19 protein-coding genes are annotated in these 23,249 nt (G+C 53.8%); 10 read left to right on the forward strand and 9 right to left on the reverse strand.

Features of this window, described 5'->3' with window-relative positions:
• Positions 1–3: 3 nt before the first annotated feature.
• Complete coding sequence (locus tag CX650_RS14905) at positions 4–1,782, forward strand: DUF885 domain-containing protein (protein ID WP_101096251.1); 1,779 nt, start codon at positions 4–6, stop codon at positions 1,780–1,782.
• A 67-nt stretch (positions 1,783–1,849) separates the two neighbouring features.
• The gene (locus CX650_RS14910; RefSeq protein WP_101096252.1) at positions 1,850–2,863 is read left to right on the forward strand and encodes an alpha/beta fold hydrolase; all 1,014 of its coding nucleotides are present in this window, start codon (positions 1,850–1,852) and stop codon (positions 2,861–2,863) included.
• Here the strand turns inward: CX650_RS14910 and CX650_RS14915 are convergent.
• Both CX650_RS14915 and CX650_RS14920 read right to left on the reverse strand, forming a co-directional pair.
• Positions 2,778–5,264 (reverse strand): putative bifunctional diguanylate cyclase/phosphodiesterase, encoded by a 2,487-nt coding sequence (locus CX650_RS14915; RefSeq protein WP_229800017.1) that lies wholly within the window; start codon positions 5,262–5,264, stop codon positions 2,778–2,780. The genes CX650_RS14910 and CX650_RS14915 overlap by 86 nt on opposite strands.
• 295 nt (positions 5,265–5,559) lie before the next feature.
• The gene (locus CX650_RS14920; protein WP_101096254.1) at positions 5,560–7,746 is read right to left on the reverse strand and encodes an OsmC domain/YcaO domain-containing protein; all 2,187 of its coding nucleotides are present in this window, start codon (positions 7,744–7,746) and stop codon (positions 5,560–5,562) included.
• A 368-nt stretch (positions 7,747–8,114) separates the two neighbouring features.
• On the opposite strand from CX650_RS14920, the gene hmpA reads away from it, so the two are divergent.
• Positions 8,115–9,305: an NO-inducible flavohemoprotein gene (gene hmpA, locus CX650_RS14925; protein WP_101096255.1), complete on the forward strand. Its 1,191-nt coding sequence runs from the start codon at positions 8,115–8,117 to the stop codon at positions 9,303–9,305.
• Positions 9,306–9,326: 21 nt separating this feature from the next.
• On the opposite strand, the gene CX650_RS14930 is transcribed toward hmpA, so the two are convergent.
• From CX650_RS14930 to CX650_RS14940, 3 genes are all read right to left on the reverse strand, one after another.
• Complete coding sequence (locus CX650_RS14930) at positions 9,327–10,238, reverse strand: cation diffusion facilitator family transporter (protein WP_052248227.1); 912 nt, start codon at positions 10,236–10,238, stop codon at positions 9,327–9,329.
• Between the two features lie 41 nt (positions 10,239–10,279).
• Positions 10,280–10,684, reverse strand: coding sequence for a hypothetical protein (locus CX650_RS14935; protein ID WP_039035437.1), 405 nt, complete (start codon positions 10,682–10,684; stop codon positions 10,280–10,282).
• Positions 10,685–10,881: 197 nt separating this feature from the next.
• Positions 10,882–12,480 carry an AbgT family transporter gene (locus tag CX650_RS14940; RefSeq protein ID WP_101096256.1) on the reverse strand — a complete coding sequence of 533 codons (1,599 nt, stop codon included), beginning with the start codon at positions 12,478–12,480 and terminating at the stop codon, positions 10,882–10,884.
• A gap of 628 nt (positions 12,481–13,108) precedes the next feature.
• On the opposite strand from CX650_RS14940, the gene CX650_RS14945 reads away from it, so the two are divergent.
• From CX650_RS14945 to CX650_RS14960, 4 genes are all read left to right on the forward strand, one after another.
• Positions 13,109–13,678, forward strand: coding sequence for a LemA family protein (locus CX650_RS14945; protein WP_039035348.1), 570 nt, complete (start codon positions 13,109–13,111; stop codon positions 13,676–13,678).
• Positions 13,679–13,699: 21 nt separating this feature from the next.
• Entirely contained in the window at positions 13,700–14,734 is a 1,035-nt protein-coding gene (locus tag CX650_RS14950) for a DUF3137 domain-containing protein (RefSeq protein WP_101096257.1), read from the forward strand.
• A 155-nt stretch (positions 14,735–14,889) separates the two neighbouring features.
• Positions 14,890–15,558 carry a lytic transglycosylase domain-containing protein gene (locus CX650_RS14955; RefSeq protein ID WP_373297507.1) on the forward strand — a complete coding sequence of 223 codons (669 nt, stop codon included), beginning with the start codon at positions 14,890–14,892 and terminating at the stop codon, positions 15,556–15,558.
• A gap of 25 nt (positions 15,559–15,583) precedes the next feature.
• Positions 15,584–16,015 carry a hypothetical protein gene (locus tag CX650_RS14960; RefSeq protein WP_101096258.1) on the forward strand — a complete coding sequence of 144 codons (432 nt, stop codon included), beginning with the start codon at positions 15,584–15,586 and terminating at the stop codon, positions 16,013–16,015.
• 163 nt (positions 16,016–16,178) lie between these two features.
• Here CX650_RS14960 and CX650_RS14965 read toward each other — a convergent pair whose 3' ends face one another.
• A complete protein-coding gene (locus CX650_RS14965; RefSeq protein WP_101096259.1) occupies positions 16,179–17,036 on the reverse strand; it encodes a 23S rRNA (adenine(2030)-N(6))-methyltransferase RlmJ in 858 nt (285 codons plus the stop codon).
• 152 nt (positions 17,037–17,188) lie between these two features.
• On the opposite strand from CX650_RS14965, the gene CX650_RS14970 reads away from it, so the two are divergent.
• From CX650_RS14970 to CX650_RS14980, 3 genes are all read left to right on the forward strand, one after another.
• Positions 17,189–17,926, forward strand: a complete 738-nt coding sequence (locus tag CX650_RS14970) for a class I SAM-dependent methyltransferase (RefSeq protein ID WP_373297508.1) — start codon at positions 17,189–17,191, stop codon at positions 17,924–17,926.
• A 132-nt stretch (positions 17,927–18,058) separates the two neighbouring features.
• Positions 18,059–18,586, forward strand: coding sequence for a DUF2937 family protein (locus tag CX650_RS14975; protein WP_229800001.1), 528 nt, complete (start codon positions 18,059–18,061; stop codon positions 18,584–18,586).
• A gap of 81 nt (positions 18,587–18,667) precedes the next feature.
• Complete coding sequence (locus tag CX650_RS14980) at positions 18,668–19,141, forward strand: peroxiredoxin (RefSeq protein WP_039035343.1); 474 nt, start codon at positions 18,668–18,670, stop codon at positions 19,139–19,141.
• A gap of 7 nt (positions 19,142–19,148) precedes the next feature.
• Here CX650_RS14980 and CX650_RS14985 read toward each other — a convergent pair whose 3' ends face one another.
• From CX650_RS14985 to ompR, 3 genes are all read right to left on the reverse strand, one after another.
• On the reverse strand, positions 19,149–21,074 hold the full coding sequence (locus CX650_RS14985) for a methyl-accepting chemotaxis protein (RefSeq protein WP_101096261.1): 1,926 nt from the start codon (positions 21,072–21,074) through the stop codon (positions 19,149–19,151).
• 80 nt (positions 21,075–21,154) lie between these two features.
• Positions 21,155–22,471: a two-component system sensor histidine kinase EnvZ gene (envZ, locus tag CX650_RS14990; RefSeq protein WP_028780858.1), complete on the reverse strand. Its 1,317-nt coding sequence runs from the start codon at positions 22,469–22,471 to the stop codon at positions 21,155–21,157.
• A complete protein-coding gene (gene ompR, locus CX650_RS14995) occupies positions 22,468–23,193 on the reverse strand; it encodes an osmolarity response regulator transcription factor OmpR (protein ID WP_101096262.1) in 726 nt (241 codons plus the stop codon). The genes envZ and ompR overlap by 4 nt, the downstream gene beginning before the upstream one ends.
• Positions 23,194–23,249 lie beyond the last annotated feature (56 nt).

Raw genomic sequence — 23,249 nt, forward strand, 5'->3', positions numbered from 1 at the left:
CAAATGAAAAAACTCCTGCTGCCCCTGTTGCTCACTGGATTCCTGGGCGCCTGCCAAACCCCTGCCCATGAAGCCAACACGCCAGAAATAAGCAAGCAGCTATCTCAAGCCGATAGCCAACTCCAGCAGTTAATAGCCGATGCCTGGCAGCAAAGGCTGGCAGAAAGCCCTCAGATGGCCTTGCTGTTTGGCGATGACTCGGCCGCGGGCAAATTAGCAGACTTGTCAGCTGAAGCTCTGGCGGCCGATGCTGCGGCCAATTCAACACTATTGCAACGGCTAAAGGCGATCCCCAAAGAACAGCTGAGCAAAGAAGCCGCCATCAATGCCAGTATTCTCGAATACCAACTACAGGAGCGTGTGGATAGCTTCAGGTTCAAGGCCCATTACCTGCCGATTACCTCAGAGAGTGGCTTTCACGCTTACATTGCTTCTATGGCCTCAGGGCCATTCAAGACAGAAGCCGATTACCGTCACTACCTGCAGAAACTGCAATCTCTGCCGCGCTACTTCCAGCAACAGATACACTGGATGCGCCAGGGGCTTGCCGAAGGTATCACTCAGCCGCAATCTGTACTGAGAGGGTTTGAACAGAGTATTCAGGCTTATATGGTACCAGTGCAGCAAAGTAGCTATTTCAAGCCGTTTGAGACGTTTCCAGAGCACTTTTCTGCCAATCTTAAACAGGAACTGAGCCATGCCGGATACGTCAGTGTCGAGCAGCATGTGTTACCGAGCTATCAAGCCTTCTATGACTTTATGACCGAGGAATATATCCCCGGCGCCCGCCAGAGCATTGCCGCATCAGCTCTGCCCAATGGTCAGGCCTTTTATGAAAACAGGGTCAAGTACTACACCACTCTGGATATGACGCCTGAGCAAGTCCATCAACTGGGGCTGAGTGAAGTAAAACGGATCCGCGCCGAGATGGAACAGATCATCGAACAAACCGGTTTTAAAGGCAGCTTTGCCGAGTTTCTGCATTTTATGCGCACCGACAAACGCTTTTATGTGGACACGCCGGAGCAACTGCTCAAAGAGGCCTCCTATATTGCCAAAAAAGCCGACGCCATGTTGCCACGCTATTTTGGCAAACTGCCCCGCAAACCCTATGGTGTCGCCCCTGTTCCGGCTGAAATTGCCCCCAAATATACAACCGGGCGCTATTCCGGCTCCAACTCGGAGACTGTGGCGGGTTTTTATTGGGTAAACACTTATGCCTTGGATAAGCGTCCTCTCTATGAGTTGGAAGCACTCACCCTGCATGAGGCTGTTCCGGGTCACCACCTGCAGATTTCTCTCAATCAAGAGTTGGAGCAACTGCCCGATTTTCGCCGCTACAGCTATATCTCGGCCTTTGGTGAGGGATGGGGACTATACAGTGAATATTTGGGGCTGGAAGGGGGTTTTTATCAGGATCCCTACAGCAACTTTGGACGCCTGACTTACGAGATGTGGCGCGCCGCCCGCCTGGTAGTCGATACAGGTATGCACACCCAAGGCTGGAGCCGTCAGCAGGCAATAGACTTTATGGCCGGTAATACGGCTCTGTCGCTGCACAATGTCACCACAGAGATAGACAGATATATCTCCTGGCCTGGGCAGGCGCTGGCCTACAAGATTGGCGAGCTGACTATCAAACGTCTGCGAAAGCAAGCAGAAGATGCCCTGGGGGAAAAGTTCGATATCCGCCAATTCCACGATGCAGTATTGGCGCAAGGCTCTGTGCCCATGTCTGTACTGGAACAGCAGATAGCCGACTTTATCGCCTCACAGCAATGAAACCCTGTTTCTGATACACTCGGCCAGTGCCTTTGAGCACTGGCTTTTTTAGATCAGGAAATATTGGATGGTAACGACCCAGGCCCGCAACACAGAACCCGCTTCAACCCAGTCTCAATTGGAGACTTTCTGGCAAGGTGTCACCCACGCCAAGCTGGCAGTGGGATTCGGTAAAGAGCTGGCCTACGGTTATATTTGCCATCCAAAGGCGAAACAAGCCGTCGTCATCAGCAATGGCCGGGTAGAGAGTTATCTCAAGTATCGGGAGCTGATCCATGACTTCTATCAGCAAGGCTATAGTGTCTACGCCTTGGATCATATGGGGCAAGGCCTATCCAGCAGGCTAACCGCCAATCCTCACCAGGGGCACATAGATAAGTTTCAGGACTATGTGGATCACTTACACTGTTTCGTTGAGCAAGTGGTAGTTGCAAACCAATATGAACAGTATTTTCTGGTGGGCCACTCCATGGGCGGCGCCATAGGCACTCTGTATTTGCAGCAATTCCCCCAACGATTTACTGCTGCGGCCTTCTCTGCCCCCATGTATGGTATTCGCCTGCCAATGCCGCGCAACTTCGTACGTTGGCTGGCAGGAAAACTCAATAGTTATGGCCCGCATACCGAGCCCAACTATGTGTTATCCGGCCATGATTATCGTCCGCTCGAGTTTAAAGATAATCAATTGACCCACAGCGAAAGCCGATATCAGGCATTACTGGATTTATGCCGGCAACATCCTGAGATCCAACTGGGCTCGCCCACCAATCAATGGTTGATAGAAGCATTGGATGCTTGCGAGCAGACCATCACCGCAGCCAGAGAGTCAAAGGTGCCAATCCTCATTCTTCAGGCTGAGCAGGACACTATCGTCGATAACCAGGCGCAAATCGCCGCCCTTGGCCCCAAGGTGACATTGGAAAAGATCATGGAAGCCAGGCATGAACTCTTTATTGAAATCGACGCAATACGTGAGCAGGTGCTGAATATTATTTTCAACTTCCTGGCGCAGCATACGGTAACTCACGCCACGGAGGCTGCAGCAGAACTGCAAACTCAGCCTCAGGCAGAGGCTGACTAAACAGATACCCTTGGAAGTTGTCACATCCGAGCTGATTCAAAAAGGCTCTTTGTTGAACGGTTTCAACCCCTTCGGCAACCACTTTCAGCTCCAGACTGTGAGCCATTTCGATTATGGCCTTGACTATGGCATCGGCACTGCGCCCAGAGCCAATCTTCTGCACAAAAGAGGCATCTATCTTCAATCTGGATAGAGGCAGGTTCTGTAGATAACTCAACGAACTGTAACCTGTGCCAAAGTCATCTATCGCCACGGATATCCCCGCCTTCCTCAGCAGATCGATTCGGGTATTCATGATGCACAGATTGGTCAACAAGGCGTACTCAGTCAACTCCAACTCCAACGCATCTGTTGCAATTCCCTGGGCCTTCAGCAAGGCGATCAGACGCTCAACAAACTCGGGCTGATTAAACTGTCTGGCGCTGAGGTTGATGGCGATTTTTGGCACCCCAATGCCCCTGGCCTGCTGCTCGCGAATGAAGCGACAAACTTCGAGGATGACCCAATGACCAATTTCACTGATAAGGCCACTGCCTTCAGCCACAGGAATGAAATCCGCCGGTGAAATATTTCCCTGCTGCGGATGCTGCCAACGCAATAGCGCCTCAGCCCCAGTCAATTTCCCCTGTGCATCAACTATTGGCTGGTAAACCAAAGAGAGTTGTTGCCGTTCGATGGCATAGCGCAATTCATTCTGGATCAGCAGATTTTGGTGAGCCTTAACCTCCATCTCGGAGTTGTAGATCATGCAGTTATCTCGACCGTCTTCCTTGGCCTGGAACATGGCCATATCGGCTCGCTTCAAAAGCTCCTCGGCATCAATATCATCCTGATCATCAAACAGACAAACACCGATACTGGCAGACACATGCAGCTGCTTGTCACTGATATTGAAAGGCCTGGCAACCAACTGCCTGATCTCACTGGCCAACGCCAAGGCTCGCCTTGCTGCCGTAGCTCTGTCTTGGGTTAGATCTTTCGCTAGAATAACGAACTCATCCCCCCCGAGCCTGGCAACCAAAGTATTGGCGCTAAAATAGCCCGAAAATCTAGCCGCCAGTTGGATCAATAACCGATCTCCCAGATGATGCCCGAGAGTGTCATTGATAGTTTTGAAATTATCCAAATCTATAAGGAACAGCGCTGCACACTGCAGACTGTTGCGACAATGCTTTTGCTGCTCATACAAGGCATCCATCAAAGAGCGGCGATTGGCTAAATTAGTCAGGGCATCATGGTTGGCTAAATGGGCCAGGGCTTGCTGATTACGCACATCATCCGACACATCGGCATGAGTACCTATAATCCGGCAAGGGCGGCCCTGTTCGTCCCATTCAACCAGCATTCCCCTGTCCAGCACCCAGATATAGTGTCCCTCTTTATGGCGCATGCGGTGAACACTCTCAAACGCCTCGGTCTCACCATTTAGATAAGCCTGCAAAGACGACAACACGGCTTCTTTATCGTCCGGATGCAGTCGGCTTTCCCAAGTAGAATAAAGCCCTTCGAGTTCATGGGGGCCGTACCCTATCATCTCTTTCCAGCGGTCCGACAGAAAAACTTCGCCGCTGGCGATGTTCCAGTCCCAGATCCCATTGCGAGTCCCTTCCACCGCAAACAACCAGCGTTGTTCATTGTCCCTCAATTGCTTCAGGGTTCGCTGCAACTTCTGTTGGCTCCGGTGCAAGTAATCCTTTAGCACCCGTACTTCACTGAAAACCCAAGTGTTATCCATATGAAAAGGGTTGTTCTCGCCTTTCCTGGCCTGCCAAGCCAGAGCTCTTAAAGGGCGGATTAACATAAAGTGCAATACCAGCATAAAGCCCAAAACAAATAAGGCCCCCAGGCCCCAAACCCGCATAAAACGCAGATTGAGGTCATCAGTTACCTTGGCCATTGCAGGCGATAGATCATACTCGAGATAAAGCAGTTCGGCCTTGCCCCCAAAACTAACGGAAGCCTCAGTGATAACGGGATAATATGCCTGTATTGATAGCCTATCCGTGTTGGCAAATATCTGTGGTTTTCCAGATTCGACCACCTGCCGGTGCAACGCCATTGAATAGCCATCGATCACTTGCGAAGCCCGACTGTCGCGCCAAACAACATGATTGGCGTAGCGGATAAGACTGGTGTCATCTAACAGTATGTACACCATGATGTTGAAGTCTGTCGCCGCCAGAGATATCTCCTCGGCCACACTGTCTAAATTTTGATTGTGAATCGCCCTCTCAACAAGATGTTGCATCCTGAAAAGTTCTTTCTCAAGCTGCTTTATCTGGGCCGCAGACGCCTCGGATTCCAAAGACTGGCGTTCATAGAAATACTCTCCGGCAACCAGGCAGAGATAAATAAAAAAAACACAAAAAGGAACAACATAGGCCATAGCAGGCCTTGGCATCTTCACAAATGAAATCCTTGATGTTCATGACAAAAAGGCACACACAATGCTTAATGCTAACGGTAAATTAACCTACAGGCAAAGAGTCTGCCGCTAAAATTGTTTTCATGTTTTGAGTACACATGTTTTGAATACACATGTTTTGAATACATAGGGAAGATGCATTGCAGGGAAAACATTTGTGTGCAACTTCTTCTCTAGGTCAAAGTGACGAGATAACTTGAACCACAAGGAACCAGACTAAAAGCCAATGAAGTCGGGTAAGGGGCAAACATGCCCCTTACCTGAACATAATTTACTTCTTGGCAGCCACTCTGGCGCGGGCGGCGTGCAGTTTCTTGTAGCTTTCGATCAACCGCTGGTGTTTTTCCAGGCCTTCGAGCTGCATATTGGTTGGAATCAGGCCGTAGAAGCGCACAGTACCATTGACCGACCCTATGGCGGCATCCAGGGTTTCCTGGCCGAACATGCGTCCCAAGTTGTAACGGTAGTCGTCCAGCTCGAGTTCATCGTCCAGGCTGATCTCCAACACCGCCTGCAGGCATTGATAGAAGAGGCCACGAGCGACGGTATTGTTATTGTACTGCAGGAAGGTTTCGGTCAGCTCCAGCGCTTCTTCCAGCTCACCTATTGCCAGACAGATCAGCAGTCTGAGTTCGAGTATCGTCAGTTGGCCCCAGACAGTGTTTTCATCAAACTCTATGCCTATCAGGGTGATGATATCCGTGTAGATATCCAATTGGCTGTCTTCGAGGCGCTCGGACAGGCTTTGCAGTTGGCTGTCGCTGAGGCGATGCAGGTTAAGAATATCTTCGCGGTAGTCCAGCGCCTTGTTGGTGTTGTCCCAAATCAGATCCGATACCGGATACACCTCGGAGAAGTCTGGCACCAGGATCCGGCAGGCATTACCTATCTCGGTAAACTCGGCGATGTAGACCTCTTTGCCCATCTCTTCAAGAATCCCGAACAGGCTTTGGCTCTCTTCGGCGTTGCTGCCGGAGAAGTCCCATTCGACAAACTCATAGTCCGGCTTGCTACTGAAGAAGCGCCAGGAGATCACCCCGCTGGAATCGATAAAGTGCTCTACAAAGTTCTCCGGCTCCTGCACCGCCATGCTGTTGAAAGTAGGCTTTTGCACATCGTTGAGGCCCTCGAAACTGCGGCCCTGCAGCAGTTCGGTGAGGCTGCGCTCCAGCGCCACCTCAAAACTGGGGTGAGCGCCGAAGGAGGCAAACACGCCGCCTGTGCGGGGGTTCATCAGGGTCACACACATGACGGGGAACTGGCCACCGAGGGAGGCATCCTTGATCACCAGCGGAAAGCCCTGCGCCTCCAGCGCCTCTATGCCGGCCACTATCGAGGGATACTTGGCCAGCACGTCTTTCGGCACCTCAGGCAAAACCAGCTCATCTTCTATGATGCGGCGCTTCACCGCCCGCTCGAAAATCTCGGACAGACACTGCACCTTGGCCTCATCCAGATTGTTGCCTGCACTCATGCCGTTGCTGAGATACAGGTTTTCAATCAGGTTGGAGGGGAAATACACAGTCTCGCCATCGGACTGACGCACATAGGGAATGGCGCAGATGCCGCGCTCGACATTGCCCGAGTTGGTGTCGATAAGGTTGGAGCCGCAGAGCTCACCATCCGGGTTGTAGATTTCCAGGCAATAGTCATCAAGGATCCCGGGCGGCAGCTCATCGTTGGGGCCGGGCTGGAACCACTTCTCATTGGGATAATGAACAAATTCGGCGTTGGCGATCTCGGGGCCGAAATACTGGTCGTTGTAGAAGAAGTTGCAGCTGAGACGCTCGATAAACTCGCCCAGAGCCGAGCAAAGCGCGCTCTCTTTGGTTGCGCCCTTGCCGTTGGTAAAACATTTGGGCGAAGCGGCGTCACGGATATGCAGCGACCAAACGTTGGGCACCAGGTTACGCCAGGAGGAGATCTCTATCTTCATCCCCAATTCGGCCAAGGTGTTGGTCATGTTGGCTATGGTCTGTTCCAGCGGCAGATCCTTACCCAGAATAAAGGTGCTGTGGCTGTCATCCGGCTTCAGCATCAACATCGCCTGGGCGTCCTGATCCAGGTTATCCACGGTTTCCAACTGGAACTCGGGGCCGGTCTGAACCACTTTCTTCACGGTGCAGCGGTCGATAGAACGCAGTATGCCTTCACGGTCCTTGTCAGAGATAGTGTCCGGCAATTCCACCTGAATCTTGAAGATCTGGTTATAACGGTTTTCCGGGTCGACTATGTTGTTTTGCGACAGGCGTATGCCTTCGGTCGGAATATCGCGGGCGACACAGTACACCTTCACAAAATAAGCGGCGCACAGCGCTGATGAAGCCAGAAAGTAGTCGAACGGGCTCGGCGCCGAGCCATCACCCTTGTAACGGATTGGCTGGTCGGCAATGACACTGAAGTCATCAAACTTGGCTTCGAGTCTGAGGTTGTCGAGAAAATTTACTTTGATTTCCATTGGATAGTTCCGAGTTCCGGCGGGGTTTCCCGCTCGCCCGATGACACTCGCCGCAGCGGTAAAACCGGCGACCGACTGTGATCTGGGTCAAATTGAGCAAAATTGGGGAATTATCCGCTTTTTAGCGGCAAAAGTCATTGTTGACCACTAAAGGCGACTTGGTACCAGAGAACCGAACCAGAGTAGCAAACAGGTCAGAATCAGGATCCAGATACGATAAACATAGACGCACCTCACGCACCCAAGTGTTTTTGCCAACCATACTGAATACCTGACAGCTCCTGCCAGAATTCTTATTGATCTAAATCAAATACATGTTTATTTTATCACGGAACATATAACTTAAATGAATCTTTGAGGTTGTCGTTATGTTGGATCAACACACTATCCAAGTGGTCAAGAGTACTATTCCCCTGCTGGTTGCCGCCGGCCCAGAGCTGACCAAGCACTTCTATCAGCGCATGTTCCACCACAATCCCGAACTGAAAGATGTGTTCAACCTGGCTCATCAGCATAAGGGCGATCAACCTGTAGCCTTGTTCAATGCCGTCGCTGCCTACGCCCAACATATCGACAATCTGACCGCTCTCAGTGAAGCCGTGGAAAGAATTGCCCAGAAACACACAGGCTTTCTGATCAAACCCGAGCAATACGCCATAGTCGGCAAGCATCTGCTAGCCACCCTGGAAGAACTCGGCGGCGATGCCGTCACGCCAGAGGTACTGGGCGCCTGGGAGAAGGCTTATGGGGTGTTGGCCAATATCTTTATTGGCCGCGAAGCACAGATCTATGCCGATGCCGCAGGCAAACAAGGAGGTTGGAGCGGCACCCGCACCTTTATTGTCAGCAACAAACGCCGCGAGTCAGCCGCCATTACCTCCTTCGAACTCACGCCCAAGGATGGCGGCCCTGTGGCCGACTTTAAGCCAGGACAATACCTGAACCTCAAACTCAGCCATCCGGCGCTGGCTCATACCGAGATCCGCCAATACTCATTGTCGGATGCCTCCAACGGCCGCAGCTATCGCATCAGCGTTAAACGTGAAAACGAAGGATTGGTTTCCAACCTGCTGCACAATGAATTCGATATCGGCAGCGAGCTTGAGCTGATCCCGCCGGCGGGGGATTTTTTCCTGAATACTGAGCCCGACACCCGGGTTGTGCTGCTATCTGCCGGAGTTGGACTGACGCCTATGCTGAGCATGTTAAACAGCCGCCTGCAGCAAGACTGCGCCGAGACACTATGGCTGCATGCCTGTGAAAATGGCGCCCAGCACGCTTTTGCCGAAGAGATACGCCGCAAGCAGGCCGAGCAGACAAATCTCAAGGCGCTGACCTGGTATCGCCAGCCGCTTGAAACTGATGTTCAGGGACAGGATTATGACCTGAAAGGCACCATGGTGCTGGAGCCGATAGCGTCCATGCTGCCTTCCGAGGGCCAATTCTACTGCTGCGGCCCCATAGGCTTTATGCAGAGCATCAAGGCGCAGTTGCTGGCCTTGGGTATTGAGGAAGCGCAGATCCACTATGAAGTATTCGGCCCCCATCAAGGGCTCTGATGCAGCCACACGGGCGCCGCTTCAGGCGCCCTGTTGCAGTAAGCCTTCCTCTTCGGGCTGCTCTTCCAGCGGCTCCACATGGATAAACACCGCCGCATGGGGAATAACAGCCATCAAGGCCTGCTCGATACGGTCACAAATGGCATGGGAATGGCCAACACTCATCTCCTTGGGCAAGGTCAGGTGGAAGTCGATGTGACGCCGCCGGCCCGCCTGACGGCCGCGCAAGTCGTGAAAACCCCCTTCGCTGGGACAGTGGTGCGCGATTATCTCGGCGGCCTGGTTCAGCTCCTCTTCGCTGATGCTGTGATCCAGCAGCGGCTTGAAGGCCTGATCCAGCATGCTTATCGCTTCTTTGAGAATAAACAGCGCCACCCCTATGGCCACTATGGGATCCAGCAGCGCCAGATTATGGCCAAAATAACCGCCCACCCAGATGAGCAACAGCCCCACGGCGACCCCGAGCGAGGTGAGCACATCGGCCTTAAGGTGCAGGGCATCAGCCTCAAGCGCTACCGATTGCTCTTCCCTGGCCACCCGGTAGAGATAGGCACTGACGCCTGTGTTTACCAGCGCCGACAACAGCATCACCAATACCCCCCAGCCCAGACCTTCTACCTCTGAGGGGCTGAGCAACTTGCCGACGGCCTCAAAAATAATCCAACCGGCCGCCGCCAAAATCAACAGCGCCTCAATAACCCCGGAAACATTCTCTATCTTGTCGTGGCCGTAGGGATGATCCCAGTCCGGCGGCACATCGGCTCGGCGCACGGCAAACAGGGCGATCAAGGCCGCCACCAAATCCATGGCGGAGTGAATCGCTTCCGAAATGATACTGACCGAACCACTGACAATACCCGCCGCCACCTTCATGATGATCAGCGAAATATTGGAGCAGACCGAGACCATGGCGGCTCTGGCTTTTCTGGACATCTATTGTTCTCCCTCAATACGGCTTGGGACTTGGACTATCGTCAGTCAAAGGTGATTACCTGGGTTCGTGCGCCCTCGCCCCGGTCAATCAACAGCAGAATCAGGCCAAACAACACTTGTGTCGGCAATAGCAGCACTAGCCAACTGCTCCACAGCAGGCTGTCGTCGACCCGAATAACAAACTTGAGTTGCACCGCCAGCAAAGCAAGCAGCCAGAGCGCAAAACAACGAAAACGGCAAAAGAAGCTGCAAAGGCCCATGAGCCACAGCAACCACATAGGCTCCGGCCACCAAGCGGCCCCCTCTGGAGTCAATTGCCCGGGCAGTTCGGCGCCGCTGAAATAGAGTTTACCGACCACGGCCGTGTCGCCTATCTCGACGGCCAGGGTAAAACTCGCGGCCAACCAAGCCATTAGCAGCAACAAACGTGCAGATAAAAAACGCATGCAGCCCCAACCAACAAACCAAAGGGCCCGATAGTGTATGACAATAGAAAAAGTTCAACAATAGCTTATAGTTAGAACAAAAACGGAACCATTTTCGTCCTCATTTACATAGTTAAACTCCCGCCTTGCGATGTCAACAAAAAGGGGCCTAAGCCCCTTTCCACTATGATTCCCCAGTGATTCACCCTTGCTGGCTATCAGCCCGCCGGTGAATAGTAGGTAGCCGCACCTGGGCCAACCGGCAGCCCCAGGGCGAATACCCAGAGGAAGAAGAACAGGGTCCAACCGACGAAAAACACCAGCGTGTATGGCAACATGGTGGCCACCAGAGTACCTATCCCCAGGTCCTTCTTGTAGCGCGCGGCGACCGCCAGGATCAGGCCAAAGTAACTCATCATGGGCGTGATAAGGTTAGTCACAGAGTCACCTATTCGATAGGCCGCCTGAATGGTTTCCGGCGCATAACCCACCAACATCAACATGGGCACAAATATCGGCGCCGTCACTGCCCACTGGGCTGAGGCACTGCCGAGCATCAAGTTGATAAAGCCACACATCATGATAAACAGCAGGAAAACTATCGGCCCGGTCAGCCCCAGGGCGCTGAGGGCATCGGCGCCGGTCACCGCCAATACGGCGCCCAGATTGGTCCACTTGAAGAAGGCCACAAACTGCGAAGCGAAAAACACCAATACGATATACATGCCCATGGTGCTCATACTGTGGGACATGGCGTTGATCACATCGGTATCTTTTTTCATGGTGCCCACCACCTTGCCGTATACCAGGCCGGGAATGGCAAAGCAGACAAAGATAAACACCACGATTCCCTTGAGAAACGGCGATCCCGCCACTTCTCCCGTCTCAGGGTGACGCAGAGGCCCCCACTCGGGAACCACGGTCAAAGCCAAGACTGCGCCGAGCAGCGCCGCCGCCAAACCGGCCATTTTCAGCCCTTTTTTCTCCTGTTCGGTGACGGTTTCCATTCGCTGCTCTTCCAGATCGACACTGGCTTCAGAGACATCATAGCGACCCAGTTTGGGTTCAACGATTTTCTCCGTCACCAAGGCACCGAGGAATGAGATCAAAAAGGTGGAGACAAACATGAAGTACCAGTTGACCTCGGGGCCCACAGTGTAGTCCGGGTCTATCATCTGCGCCGCCGCTTCGGTGATCCCGGATAATAGGGGGTCCACGGTTCCCAGCAGAAGGTTGGCGCTGTAGCCACCGGATACCCCGGCAAAGGCCGCCGCCAAACCCGCCAAGGGATGCCTGCCAAGGGAGTGGAAAATCATCGCCGCCATGGGGATCAGCACGACATAACCCAGTTCGGCGGCAGTATTGGAAACGATTCCGGCAAAGACTATGGTCAGGGTAACCAGACGCTTGGAGGCTCCCATTACCAGCGCCCGCATGCCGGCCGACAAGAGTCCGGAGCGTTCGGCAATCCCCACCCCGAGCAAAGCCACCAGTACAGTGCCCAGCGGCGTAAAACCGGTAAAGTTGGTTACCAGGTTGGAGACTATCATCCGCAGACCTTCAGCATTCATCAGGCTGACCACATGGATCAGGCCATCGGCACTACGGCCACTGGCGCCTTCGGGGCGAGGATCTACTACTGTGACTTCAAAATAACCGGCAACGCCGGAGATCAGGATGACGGCTGCACAAAACAGCGCAAATAGCGTGATGGGATGGGGCAAAAGGTTGCCCAGGCGCTCCACCACATTAAGGAAGCGGATAAACCAGCCACTCTTGGCGGTTTCGAGCGGTTGCTGAGAATGATTGGACTGCATCTGATTTCCCTGTCTGCCGGCTCGGCTGCCGGTTCTATTTTCATGGCCGTAACATCTACGACAAGCGGCCCGCCATTTTGCCGCGACACTTTTAACTGAAACTTAACCTGAAAGAATTGCTGGGAAATTGAGGTAAAAAAAAGGACCCAGGGCGGGTCCATAAAGGCAAATTCGCTGAACTAATCGCTTTGCCCCAACGTTGTGTCGTTACAATTTACAACACGCTGTCTGAACCTTGCCTGAACACAATAAAAGCTATTTGTAAATAGGATGAATCCGATTGTTCGCTTTGACCGATGCCAAACAATTTTCCTGCCATCCTTAACAGAATTCGCTCAACATGAGTCAAAAATTGCTGCTTTTTTACCACTCAAAAACAGATAAATAATCAATAAAAATCATTGTGATAACGTTTTTGCGCGCTAAAAACATACAGTAAAAACCTCCAATTCAAAGGCTTTTACTTAAATCCACCTTTAAAGGCATATAAGTGGTGGTTTTCATTGGTTTGACGAGTCTTGTCGGTAAAGGGTAAGCACAGGTTCAAAATCACAACAAAGATGCATTTGCGGTCATTTTATGATTAGCTGGCGCAGTTCAAAAAAAACTGCAGGGAACTTTAGCAAATATGGATGGATTTTTGTTGATACTGGCGATCGCCGTGATACTGATTTATCTCTGGTATGTCAGCCTGATAAAAAAACGCAACACGGCCCGTGAAGCCCTCTCCGGCATAGATGTCCAGCTCAAGAAAAGGGCCAATCTGCTGCCCAATATTCTCACCATAGCCAAGCGCTTTATGGATCATGAAAAACAGCTGCTGACCGAGATCACCGAATTACGCACTCAACTGACCCAAAGCTACAATCCGGCCGACAAAGATGCAGTAAAACAACACCTGGATTTGGCCAACCAGCTCAACAACCGTGTCGGCCAACTAATGGTATCGGTAGAAAACTATCCCGAACTCAAGTCAGACAACACCATGTTGCAGGCGATGCAGACCTATAACGAAGTGGAAGCCCATATCTCCGCGGCGCGGCGTTTCTACAACTCAGCGGTCACTGAACTCAACAATGCAGTGGAAATCTTCCCGGGTTCAATCATAGCCTCAATGGCCAAGGTACAGGCTCTACCCTTCTATGAGGCAGATGAAAGCGCCAAAAGCCCGGTCAATGCCGGCGACTACTTGAACTGAGACAGAGTAAAAGATTGACCAGTGAATATTATCACCTTCCTGATGGGGGCGAAGATTTCCCCGGTACGCCCGGGAAAAGGCCTACAGGCCCCCAGCGAAGAGCTGCCCAAGCTGCAACAATACTATCGCCAGCATATAAAGCCCAAGGCCAGTCAATATGAAAGACTGAGGATCAAGAGCCTCAAGCAGTGCCGAACCCGGGTAGCCCTGTTTGTACTGACACTTGTGGTGACTCTGCTGCTGGTTTGGCACTATTGGTACGACCTTATGTACTACAGTTCCCTTGGCCCGGAAGCTTCATTTGCCCTCGCCCTTACCCCGGTTTTGCTGATGTTTTTCTGGTGTAAGAAACCCATCAAGGCGTTTCAAACACAGGTTAAAAAAGATCTGTTCCCGCTGATCTTCCGTTATTTCGGCGACGACTTTACCTTTAGTCCCAACGATGGTTTGCCACTGCGCCCCTTTCGTGATGCCGGCATTTTGCCCAAGCACGACATAGCACATTCCAGTGATTTTATTACCGGTAGCTATAAGCAGGTCGAACTGGGGATCAGTGAATTAGTGCTGAAGTCAGAATATCGGGATAGCAAGAATAAGAAGCGTACCAGCGAGGTATTCAAGGGACTGGCCATGACCTTTACCGTGCCACAAAACTTCGGCTGCCATGCGGTATTGATCCGCGACCGCGGCCTGCTGGGGAAACTCTCCTCCAGTTATTCGGGGCTGAAGCAGATGAAGCTGGAAGATCCTGTGTTCGAGAAAGAGTTCGATGTCTTCGCCGACAATCAGATCAATGGCCGGGTGTTGATGAACCCCTTGTTTATGGAGCGTTTGCTGGACTTGAGCAAGAAGTTCGGCCGGGATCTGCGCTGCGCCTTCCACGGCAGGCAGCTGTTGATCCTGTTTCCCAGTAACAAGGATAGATTCGAGACCGCCTCCATCTTTGAGGGAGCCACCTTCGAAAAGGAGTTCAGCCAGATCCACAGTGAAATGCAGCAACTCTTTGCTATCATTGACATATTGAAACTGGAAACACGGACGGGTTATCAGGCGTGAAGCACACTTCCGGCCAAGGACTCATCTCTTTGCTACTCTGGCTGCTGAGCTCGGCGCTACCCTTTGCTGCGCTTGCCGACACCGAGATACCTATGCCTTCGGAAAAGGCCGCTATGGGTGAAGGTCCCTCAGCTATAAGTAAAGAGCCTTCAGCTATGGGTAAAGAGTCCTCAGCCATGAGTGAAAACCCTTCAGGTATAGCTAAAGAGCCTTCGGCCAAACCCCGTATAGTGGCGCGTTACTCGGAACACGGCATCAGCGACAGCAGCCTGCCGAAGCGTAAAGTCTATCAGTACCGCCAGGCCAACGGTGTAATGGCATTCAGCGACAAGCCCCCCGGCAGCCAGGAATATCAGATCATTCTCTATGATTGCTTCGCCTGCCGACCGGACTCCAAGGTGAACTGGCAGGCAATCCCTCTGTTTGGCAGTGACTATGCCGCCGAAATCGCCCTCGCCGCCCAAACCTACAATCTGGACCCTGCGCTTATTAGGGCGGTGATCCACGCCGAGTCGGCCTTCAACGCCAAGGCCCTGTCCCGTACCGGCGCTATGGGGCTGATGCAGTTGATGCCGGATACCGCCAAAGAGCTTGGTGTCAGCAACGCCTTTGTGGTATCACAGAATATCGATGCCGGTAGCCGCTATCTGGCGCAGATGCTGGCCCGTTTCGATGGCGACATGACCCGGGCGCTGGCGGCCTACAATGCCGGCCCTACCACAGTGACCCAATATCGTGGCGTGCCGCCCTACCCGGAAACCCGCGCCTATGTGAAACGGGTGAAGATTTTACTGGAGCGCTACCGCAATTTGAGCCGTGCCTGAGAGGCGCAACAACAAGGAAGTGAAGATGTTTAACCTCAAGTCCCTCGGCCTTTGTGCCTGTCTGCTGATGCCCTTTTCCACCGTAATAGCCTGTGATGACAGCCAACTTGGGCCGGTTCCCGCAACCGCCGAAGCGATAATGGCAGTAAAGCAAGTCATGCAAAGCCACAAGGGCGAGCTAGACAACAGCATGAACGACGAAGAGATGCTGGATAAGGGCAGCCAACTGACCCGCACCATCTTCTGTGAGGCGGGCTACAGTCTCAAGGCCACTTGGGCCGCCTGGGCTCAGGACCCGTGGAGCGAGCAGCCGGCTTACGATGGCCCCAACGGCATGACGCTGCGCAATATGATGAGTATCAGCGCCTATATGATAGAGACCAATCCACAGCAGGCGCTGGCGCTCGGACTCATAGATGAGGCGACGTTGGCCGAGCTGAAAGCACTGTCGGAATAACTCACCACAGCCGCTTGTCACCACAGTCGCTATCACACAGTCGCTTAGACGCCATAAAAGCCACGGCGAACAGGCCGGGCCATTCGTACGCAACTTAGCACCCGACTTAGTATCCAACTAATACCCGGTGACCCGGCCAAAAGTTTTTATGATGGAACCAAGCTTACTCGCCCACTTCCCAGGTAACAGTGACGCTGCCGCCACCCTGATTGAGCCTGGGGTGAAGCCATTCCAGCAGCTCTTCAGCCTGGGTATCCAACTGCCAGGGAGGGTTGATGACCCACAGACCCGCCGCCGTCATACCGAATTCATCCGAGTCAGGCTTGATACTCTGCTCTATCCGTAACTGGCGCCGAATGCCGCTGTCTTTCAGCTTCGTCAGCATGGCTTCGGTCTGGGCCCGATTGACGACCGGATACCAGAGCAGATACACCCCGGTGGCAAACTTGCGATGGGCCTTGATCAGGGTATCGGCCACATCCTGATAGTCACTCTTGAGCTCATAGCTGGGATCCACCAGCACCAGTGCCCGACGCTCCAGTGGCGGCACGGCGGCCAACAGGCCCTGCAGACCGTCGCCGTGAACCAGCTTCACCTGACGGGCACCTTCAAAATACTCCTGCAGCAGTTCGACATCGGTATTATGCAGCTCGTGCAGCAGCATTCTGTCCTGCTCTCTAAGGTGCATATCCACTATTGCCGGAGATCCGGGATACCAGGCCAGCTCATCTGTGGCCTGCTCCTCATTGCCTTCATTGAAATGGCGCACCGCCTCCAGATAGGCAGTCATCGCCTGCGGCACCGTCGTTTCCTGCCAGAGCTTGCCTATACCTTCCAGATATTCCCCTGTCTTTTGGGCAAAATCATCTTCCAGCGCATAGCCACCGGCACCGGCATGGGTATCGATATAAACCAAAGGTTTATCTTTCTTCTGCAACAAGCTCAGCGCCTGCAACAAAATGGAATGTTTGAGCACATCGGCATAGTTGCCGGCATGAAAACCGTGACGGTAGCTGAGCATGGGTTCCCCAATGACTGACGGGTAAATGACCGCGGCATTATAGCGGCTCTGCCTGCGAGTTGCAGCTGAACGTATTCAGTCAGGTTGGCATTTGGCATAATGGCGCCAATTCAGCCAAGGACTCAAACACAGTGAAGCAGCCAAGCCATAGCATTTATTTTGATACCCGGGAGCCGCGTCTGTGCGCCATTGCCGAGCGCTGGGGCCTGAAGCATGATGAAGACTCGGTGTTTGCCTTGGGGTTTGAGCAGGAAATGCTGACTCTGTTCAAACGTGACGAACCCAAGCTTGGCGGTATCTGTGTCGATTTTGTCGGCGGCGCCGTGGCCCACAGACGTAAGTTCGGCGGCGGCCGTGGCCAGGCCATAGCCAAGGCGGTCGGCCTCAAGCAAGGCGCCTGCCCCTCAGTGGTAGATGCCACGGCCGGTCTTGGCCGTGACGCCTTTGTGCTGGCGAGCCTTGGTTGCCAAATGACTCTGATTGAACGTAACCCTTTGGTGGCAGCGCTACTGGAAGACGGTCTCAGCCGCGGTTATCGGGACAGCGAAATCGGCCCCTGGATGCAGCAAAGAATGGTGCTGCTGCACGACTCCAGTCTGGAGGCGTTGAGCCAGATAAGTCCGCGACCGGATGTGGTCTATCTGGATCCCATGTATCCTCACAGAGACAAGTCGGCACTGGTAAAAAAAGAGATGCGGGTATTTCAGACCCTGGTCGGCGCAGATACCGATGCCGACGGCTTGCTGGCCCCGGCGCTGGCACTGGCGAGCAAGCGGGTAGTGGTCAAACGGCCGGACTATGCCGAAGACCTGGCCGGGGTTAAACCCAGCACTGTTATCGCCACCAAGAAAAACCGCTTCGATGTCTATGTCAAAGCGGCGATGAACTGAGACCAAACCATACACTTGAGTCAGCAGCCATTTGGGTTGCAGCCCTGTGTGCTATGGGCGACAAAGCCAGAAGCGGTCAGTTAAGATACAGGGCGGCTGCGGCAATCTGGTTTGGCCGGAACTCAGGGAGGCATGATGCTTAGAACCATACGCGACTATCTCAGACTGCTGCTGTTCTTTGTGGGGGTGCTTGCGGGGATCCAACTCCCCGGCTTTGTCGATCAATATGGCAAGAGCCTGCAGGCCCACCTGAGCGAGCTCCAAACCCAATTGGCCGGGTTTCAGCGCGATGCCGACCGTTTCTTCGATGGCGATCTGGATAAGCTTATCGCCCACTATGTGACCAACAAAGATCCGGTATTTACCTCCGGCGGCGATAAGCTCAACGCCATGGTAGAACGCCACTCCGAGTTGCAGCAGGCCTTGGCCCACTTCCGCGAGAGTCTCTACAGCCCCTACCTGCAACTGGCGTTTGCGCCACAGGCGGATATCCGCCGCGAAGTCTGGGACAACTACAGCCACAATATTCTGCTCAAGGGCGATGCCATTGCCATTGGCCTACTCAGTGGCCTGCTGCTTGCAGCCTTGGCAGAACTGCTGCTCAGCTTATGTTGGCTGGCGTTGCGGGCGCTGTTTCGGCGCCGGCCGGCTGCCGCCTGATTGCCCCTGTAGAATGTCTGTGTTTGTCCATTCCATTAACGGCTATGATGGTTTGTAATTCCCACTGAAAGGACAAATACCATGATTGCACAAGGTCAAACTCTGCCGGATGCCACTCTGAGCCAACTCGGTAAAGAGGGCATGATCAACCACAAGGTTAAGGAACTGTTTGCCGGCAAGAAGGCCGTGCTGTTTGCTGTTCCCGGTGCCTTTACCCCCACCTGCTCCGAGGCTCACCTGCCGGGTTATGTGGTGCTGGCCGATGAACTCAAGGCCAAGGGCGTCGATATTATTGCCTGTGTATCGGTCAACGATGCCTTTGTGATGAAAGCCTGGGGTGAAGCCCAAAACGCCGGTGAGATCATGATGTTGGCCGACGGAGATGGTGCCTTCACCAAGGCGCTGGGGCTGGAAATGGACACTGGCGCCTTTGGTGGCTTACGCTCACAGCGTTATGCCATGGTGATAGACGATGGCGTGGTTTCTTTGTTGAATGTGGAAGCGCCCAAGACTTTCGAAGTCAGCAAGGCCGAAACCATACTGGCGAGTCTCTAATAGCGACTCAGGCGGCTTTAATGCCGAGATTCTGTTCTATCTCGGCGACACCTGCAGCCACCTGAGAGGCGATTGCCTGCCCTTGCTCTGAGGCGGTGATCGCCTGGCTGCGCAGCTGTTCCATGGCACTGGAGAAGGATTGCAGATGCGCCAGCTGTGACTGGGCATACTCAGTGCCCTGCTGAGTCCCGCTCGCCATGGCAAAAGCCTGCTGTCTCACCTCCTGCGCCAGTTGTTTCAGGCTCTCGGCTCTCTGTCTCTGCCTGTCGCTCGCCTCGGCTATGCCATCCATACTCTGCCCCAGACTCTTGTTGGCATTGGTGAGCCGATTGAGAATGGCACCTATCTCATCGAGCGAGCTCTGGGTGCGACTGGAAAGGCTGCGCACCTCATCGGCCACCACGGCAAAGCCTCGACCCTGCTCACCGGCACGGGCGGCTTCTATGGCGGCATTGAGCGCCAACAGATTAGTCTGCCCGGCAATATTACCTATCACGTCGATAATTCCCGCCACGGCCGCCACTGAATCATCCAGACTGGCAAGCGCTTGATGACACTCGGCAACGGCGGTGCGGGTTGAATCTGTGGCTTCCAGCATCTGCTGCGCTTCGAGTTCACTCTGGTGCATCTGCTCGGCGGTATTGCCGGCACGGGTGGCCAGCGAAGCTGAGCTGTCACTCACCAGTCCGGCCAATTCACTGAGCTGCAGCGTTTGCTGCCGGGCCTGATCCACCACTTGTTGGGTCTCACGGGTACTGCCGGCCATTTCACTGATTTTTTGCACCAGCGCCGATAGGCTTTGGGAGATACGTGCCAATTGCTGCCGCTGCTGTTCATCCTCGGACTCGAAACGATTCAGCAGAGCATTGAAGTGGGCGGCTATCTGGCCGGTTTCACAACGGCGACTGATATTGAGGCGCTCGCGGGTATTGGACTCACTCAGTTGACTAAAGGCGGTGTTGAGCAGCTGCAACGGCTTCACCACCCTGAGCTGCTGCAAAATCAAATAAGCCACGGCAAATAAGGCCAGCACAGCCAAAGCCAGATAGAGCCACAGCTGTAGCTCGTGTTTGAGCTTGTCGGTACGTTGTTGCTGCTCAGCGGCCATGGTCAGCAAGTTCTGCTGCAACTTGTGCATATCGGCGCGCAGCGCATCCTGCATCTGACGGTTATCCAACAGTTGCTGCTCGGTATTGGTCACTTCCTTGGCGTAGCGACTGCTGAGACTCAGAAGTTCGGCGCGGTAGCTCTCGCCTATCTCCTCGCGCTCGGGTTCATCGTCACCCAGGGCAAATTCATCGGCCTCTACTGTGCGATAGAGACCAAGTAGTGGCAAGGCGCTGAGTCTGTCATGCCAGTCGGCCAACTGGGTTATGGTGCTGTCGAGGTAAGGCTTGAGTCTTTGCTCCCGTCCGAGCAGGTAATCCTGGGTCAGCTGTGACAACTGGTAAACCAGTGGCGGAAGCTCCCGACTGAGCTGCAGATATTCATGCGCTGCTTGTGGCGCCGTTGCCAGCCCTTGATCGCCGTAATCCGCCAGGCGCTTGTTGTTATCCAACATTTCGGTTTCGGCATGGGCCAACAGCTGCCTGGGATTTCCGGCCAACTTGCCGGCGGCGCGGTATTTGCCATCCAGAGCCGTCACCAATTGTGCCAGCTCCTGTGCCAACTGTGAATCTACCGGCAAACGGTCATGAATATCATTGAGCTGGGCTCTGGCCTGCTCCAATCGCCCGGCATCGCCACTGGCGAGATACTTATCCAGATTGGCACGGATATCTACCAAAAACTCTTGCTGCAAGCCTTGCAGCGTCTGGCTCTGCAGTTCTGCCTCTTGTCTCTGTTCACTGCTCCAGAGCACCAGAGAGGCGAGCAAGGCCGCCAACAAGAGCAACAACGCCGAAGCGCCGAGAGAAAGGGTGGAAATCTTCATGGCAAACTGCGCCCAATTGATTGAACTGAGCGCAGTTTATGACTGGAGCATGACAGTTGAATGACAGACAGCGTCTATGGCTAGTCCCTTGGCAACCACACCTGAGCGTGCAACCCACCCTGAGGGCGATTGCTGAGAATGACCTTGCCTTGATGCCTGTCTATGATGCGTTTGATGATCGCCAGTCCCAGCCCTGAGCCGACGCTGCCGCGGGCGCTGTCACCTTGGGTAAAGGGCTGAAACAGCTTGGGGATCTGGCTCTCGGCAATACCCGGGCCATTGTCTTCCACACTGAAACCTATGCGGTGTTTTTCCACCTGGGAAGCGATACGGATCCAGCCGCGGCCATAGCGGAAGGCGTTTTCCACCAAATTGCCGATCACCCGCTTGATGGCCAGGCTCTGCATCGGCACTTCGGGGCATTCGGCCAGCACCAGCTCTATCTCACCGACTCTGTTGCTCTCGGCCTGGGCCACTTCGCGGATTAAACGGTTGATCTGCTCCGGCTCGCGAATGCTCTCCTGATCCTGGCGAATATAGGCGATAAACTGATTGATGATGGCATCCATGTCTTCAATGTCTTTGACTATGCCCTCCTGCAGGTAGGCATCGTCGTCCACCATCATCTCGGAAGCCAAACGAATTCGGGTCAGGGGCGTTCTCAGGTCGTGGGAAATCCCCGCCATCAGCAGTGCTCTGTCCTGCTCCAGCTGTTTCATACTCTGAGACATACGGTTGAAGGCATTGGTCACTTCGACGAGCTCACTGGAACCGGTCAGCGGCAGCGGGTCAGGGAAATTACCTCTGGAGACAGAGATAGCCGCCTTTTGCAGCCGCCGCAACGGCCGGTTCTGTTGCCGGGCAAACCACCAACCACCGGCGACACTCAAGGCGCCTATCACCAGTAGATAGAGGTTTAGCGGCGACAGGGCATTTTCGTTCCAGCCATTGAGGGGAACCTTAATCCAGATGGAGGGAGCCTGAGGTGGGCGGATCCAGATCTGCAGCAGATTGCTCTGGGCAATACGCACTTCGGCCGGGCCACCGAGATACTCCGACATCTGGGTTGAGAGGAATCCATAGTAGGTCGCCCGCTCGATACCGGCTTCTCTGGCCTGTTTCTGGTTATAGACATGCATGCCATCGTCGCGCACCTTGGCATTGAGGGCATCCACTATGGTGAGGTGTTCACGGCCCACCTCGACCCCATCGACAAACAACAGATTGATCTGGCGGGCGATAAGCTGGTTGATCTGCTGGTAACTGGGCTTAATGAAATAAACCGTCACAGTCAAATAGGAGACCAGCTGATTGATCAGCAGCAGGCAGCCTATCAGCATTACCGTTTGGCTGAAGGCACTCCTGGGCAACAGGCGTTGCCACCAGCGCAGCTTCATTTACGGGCGGCACCATCTGGCACAAACACGTACCCCAGGCCCCAAACCGTTTGGATATAGCGCGGGTTGGCGGGATCCTTTTCAATCAGCCGCCTAAGCCGGGAAACCTGAACGTCGATGGAACGCTCCAACGCCGAATAATCGCGGCCACGAGCCAGATTCATCAGCTTGTCGCGGGACAATGGCTCCCTGGGATGAGTCACCAACACCTTAAGCACAGCAAATTCACCACTGGTGAGGGCGATGGACTCTTCGTTGTGGTACATCTCGCGGGTAGCCAGGTTGAGGCTGAACTCGCCGAAGCTGACCATCTCTTCCTGCAGTGAAGGCGCACCTGGGATCTCCTGCACCTGACGGCGCATCACCGCCTTGATCCGTGCCAGCAACTCTCTGGGGTTGAAGGGTTTTGGCAGATAATCATCGGCACCGAGTTCCAGACCTATGATGCGGTCGACTTCATCGCCCTTGGCGGTCAGCATCACTATCGGCAGTGGATTGCCCTGTTGCCGCAGGCGGCGACAGATGGACAGGCCATCTTCTCCCGGTAACATAAGGTCGAGTACCAGCAGGTGAAAGTTCTCCCGCTCCAGCAAGCGATCCATCTGCTCGGCATTGGCGGCGCTGCGTACCTGATAGCCTTGTTCCATCAGATAGCGCTCCAGCAAGGCCCGCAGCCTCATATCGTCATCGACAACCAGAATCTTGGAGGTTTCTTGTCCCATGGGCTATTCCTCGAGTGCCAAGCTTGCAACTTACACAATAGTATCTAAAAAAATGG

This window comes from Shewanella indica, assembly GCF_002836975.1.
In the GTDB taxonomy this organism is placed as follows: domain Bacteria; phylum Pseudomonadota; class Gammaproteobacteria; order Enterobacterales; family Shewanellaceae; genus Shewanella; species Shewanella indica.

Bases quoted from the DNA above. Each gene is read 5' to 3' on its own strand.
- CX650_RS14905 (WP_101096251.1), top strand. From the start codon at position 4: ATGAAAAAACTCCTGCTGCCCCTGTTGCTCACTGGATTCCTGGGCGCC.
- CX650_RS14910 (WP_101096252.1), top strand. From the start codon at position 1,850: ATGGTAACGACCCAGGCCCGCAACACAGAACCCGCTTCAACCCAGTCT.
- CX650_RS14915 (WP_229800017.1), bottom strand. From the start codon at position 5,264: ATGCCAAGGCCTGCTATGGCCTATGTTGTTCCTTTTTGTGTTTTTTTT.
- CX650_RS14920 (WP_101096254.1), bottom strand. From the start codon at position 7,746: ATGGAAATCAAAGTAAATTTTCTCGACAACCTCAGACTCGAAGCCAAG.
- hmpA (WP_101096255.1), top strand. From the start codon at position 8,115: ATGTTGGATCAACACACTATCCAAGTGGTCAAGAGTACTATTCCCCTG.
- CX650_RS14930 (WP_052248227.1), bottom strand. From the start codon at position 10,238: ATGTCCAGAAAAGCCAGAGCCGCCATGGTCTCGGTCTGCTCCAATATT.
- CX650_RS14935 (WP_039035437.1), bottom strand. From the start codon at position 10,684: ATGCGTTTTTTATCTGCACGTTTGTTGCTGCTAATGGCTTGGTTGGCC.
- CX650_RS14940 (WP_101096256.1), bottom strand. From the start codon at position 12,480: ATGCAGTCCAATCATTCTCAGCAACCGCTCGAAACCGCCAAGAGTGGC.
- CX650_RS14945 (WP_039035348.1), top strand. From the start codon at position 13,109: ATGGATGGATTTTTGTTGATACTGGCGATCGCCGTGATACTGATTTAT.
- CX650_RS14955 (WP_373297507.1), top strand. From the start codon at position 14,890: ATGGGTAAAGAGTCCTCAGCCATGAGTGAAAACCCTTCAGGTATAGCT.
- CX650_RS14960 (WP_101096258.1), top strand. From the start codon at position 15,584: ATGTTTAACCTCAAGTCCCTCGGCCTTTGTGCCTGTCTGCTGATGCCC.
- CX650_RS14965 (WP_101096259.1), bottom strand. From the start codon at position 17,036: ATGCTCAGCTACCGTCACGGTTTTCATGCCGGCAACTATGCCGATGTG.
- CX650_RS14975 (WP_229800001.1), top strand. From the start codon at position 18,059: ATGATGCTTAGAACCATACGCGACTATCTCAGACTGCTGCTGTTCTTT.
- CX650_RS14980 (WP_039035343.1), top strand. From the start codon at position 18,668: ATGATTGCACAAGGTCAAACTCTGCCGGATGCCACTCTGAGCCAACTC.
- CX650_RS14985 (WP_101096261.1), bottom strand. From the start codon at position 21,074: ATGAAGATTTCCACCCTTTCTCTCGGCGCTTCGGCGTTGTTGCTCTTG.
- envZ (WP_028780858.1), bottom strand. From the start codon at position 22,471: ATGAAGCTGCGCTGGTGGCAACGCCTGTTGCCCAGGAGTGCCTTCAGC.
- ompR (WP_101096262.1), bottom strand. From the start codon at position 23,193: ATGGGACAAGAAACCTCCAAGATTCTGGTTGTCGATGACGATATGAGG.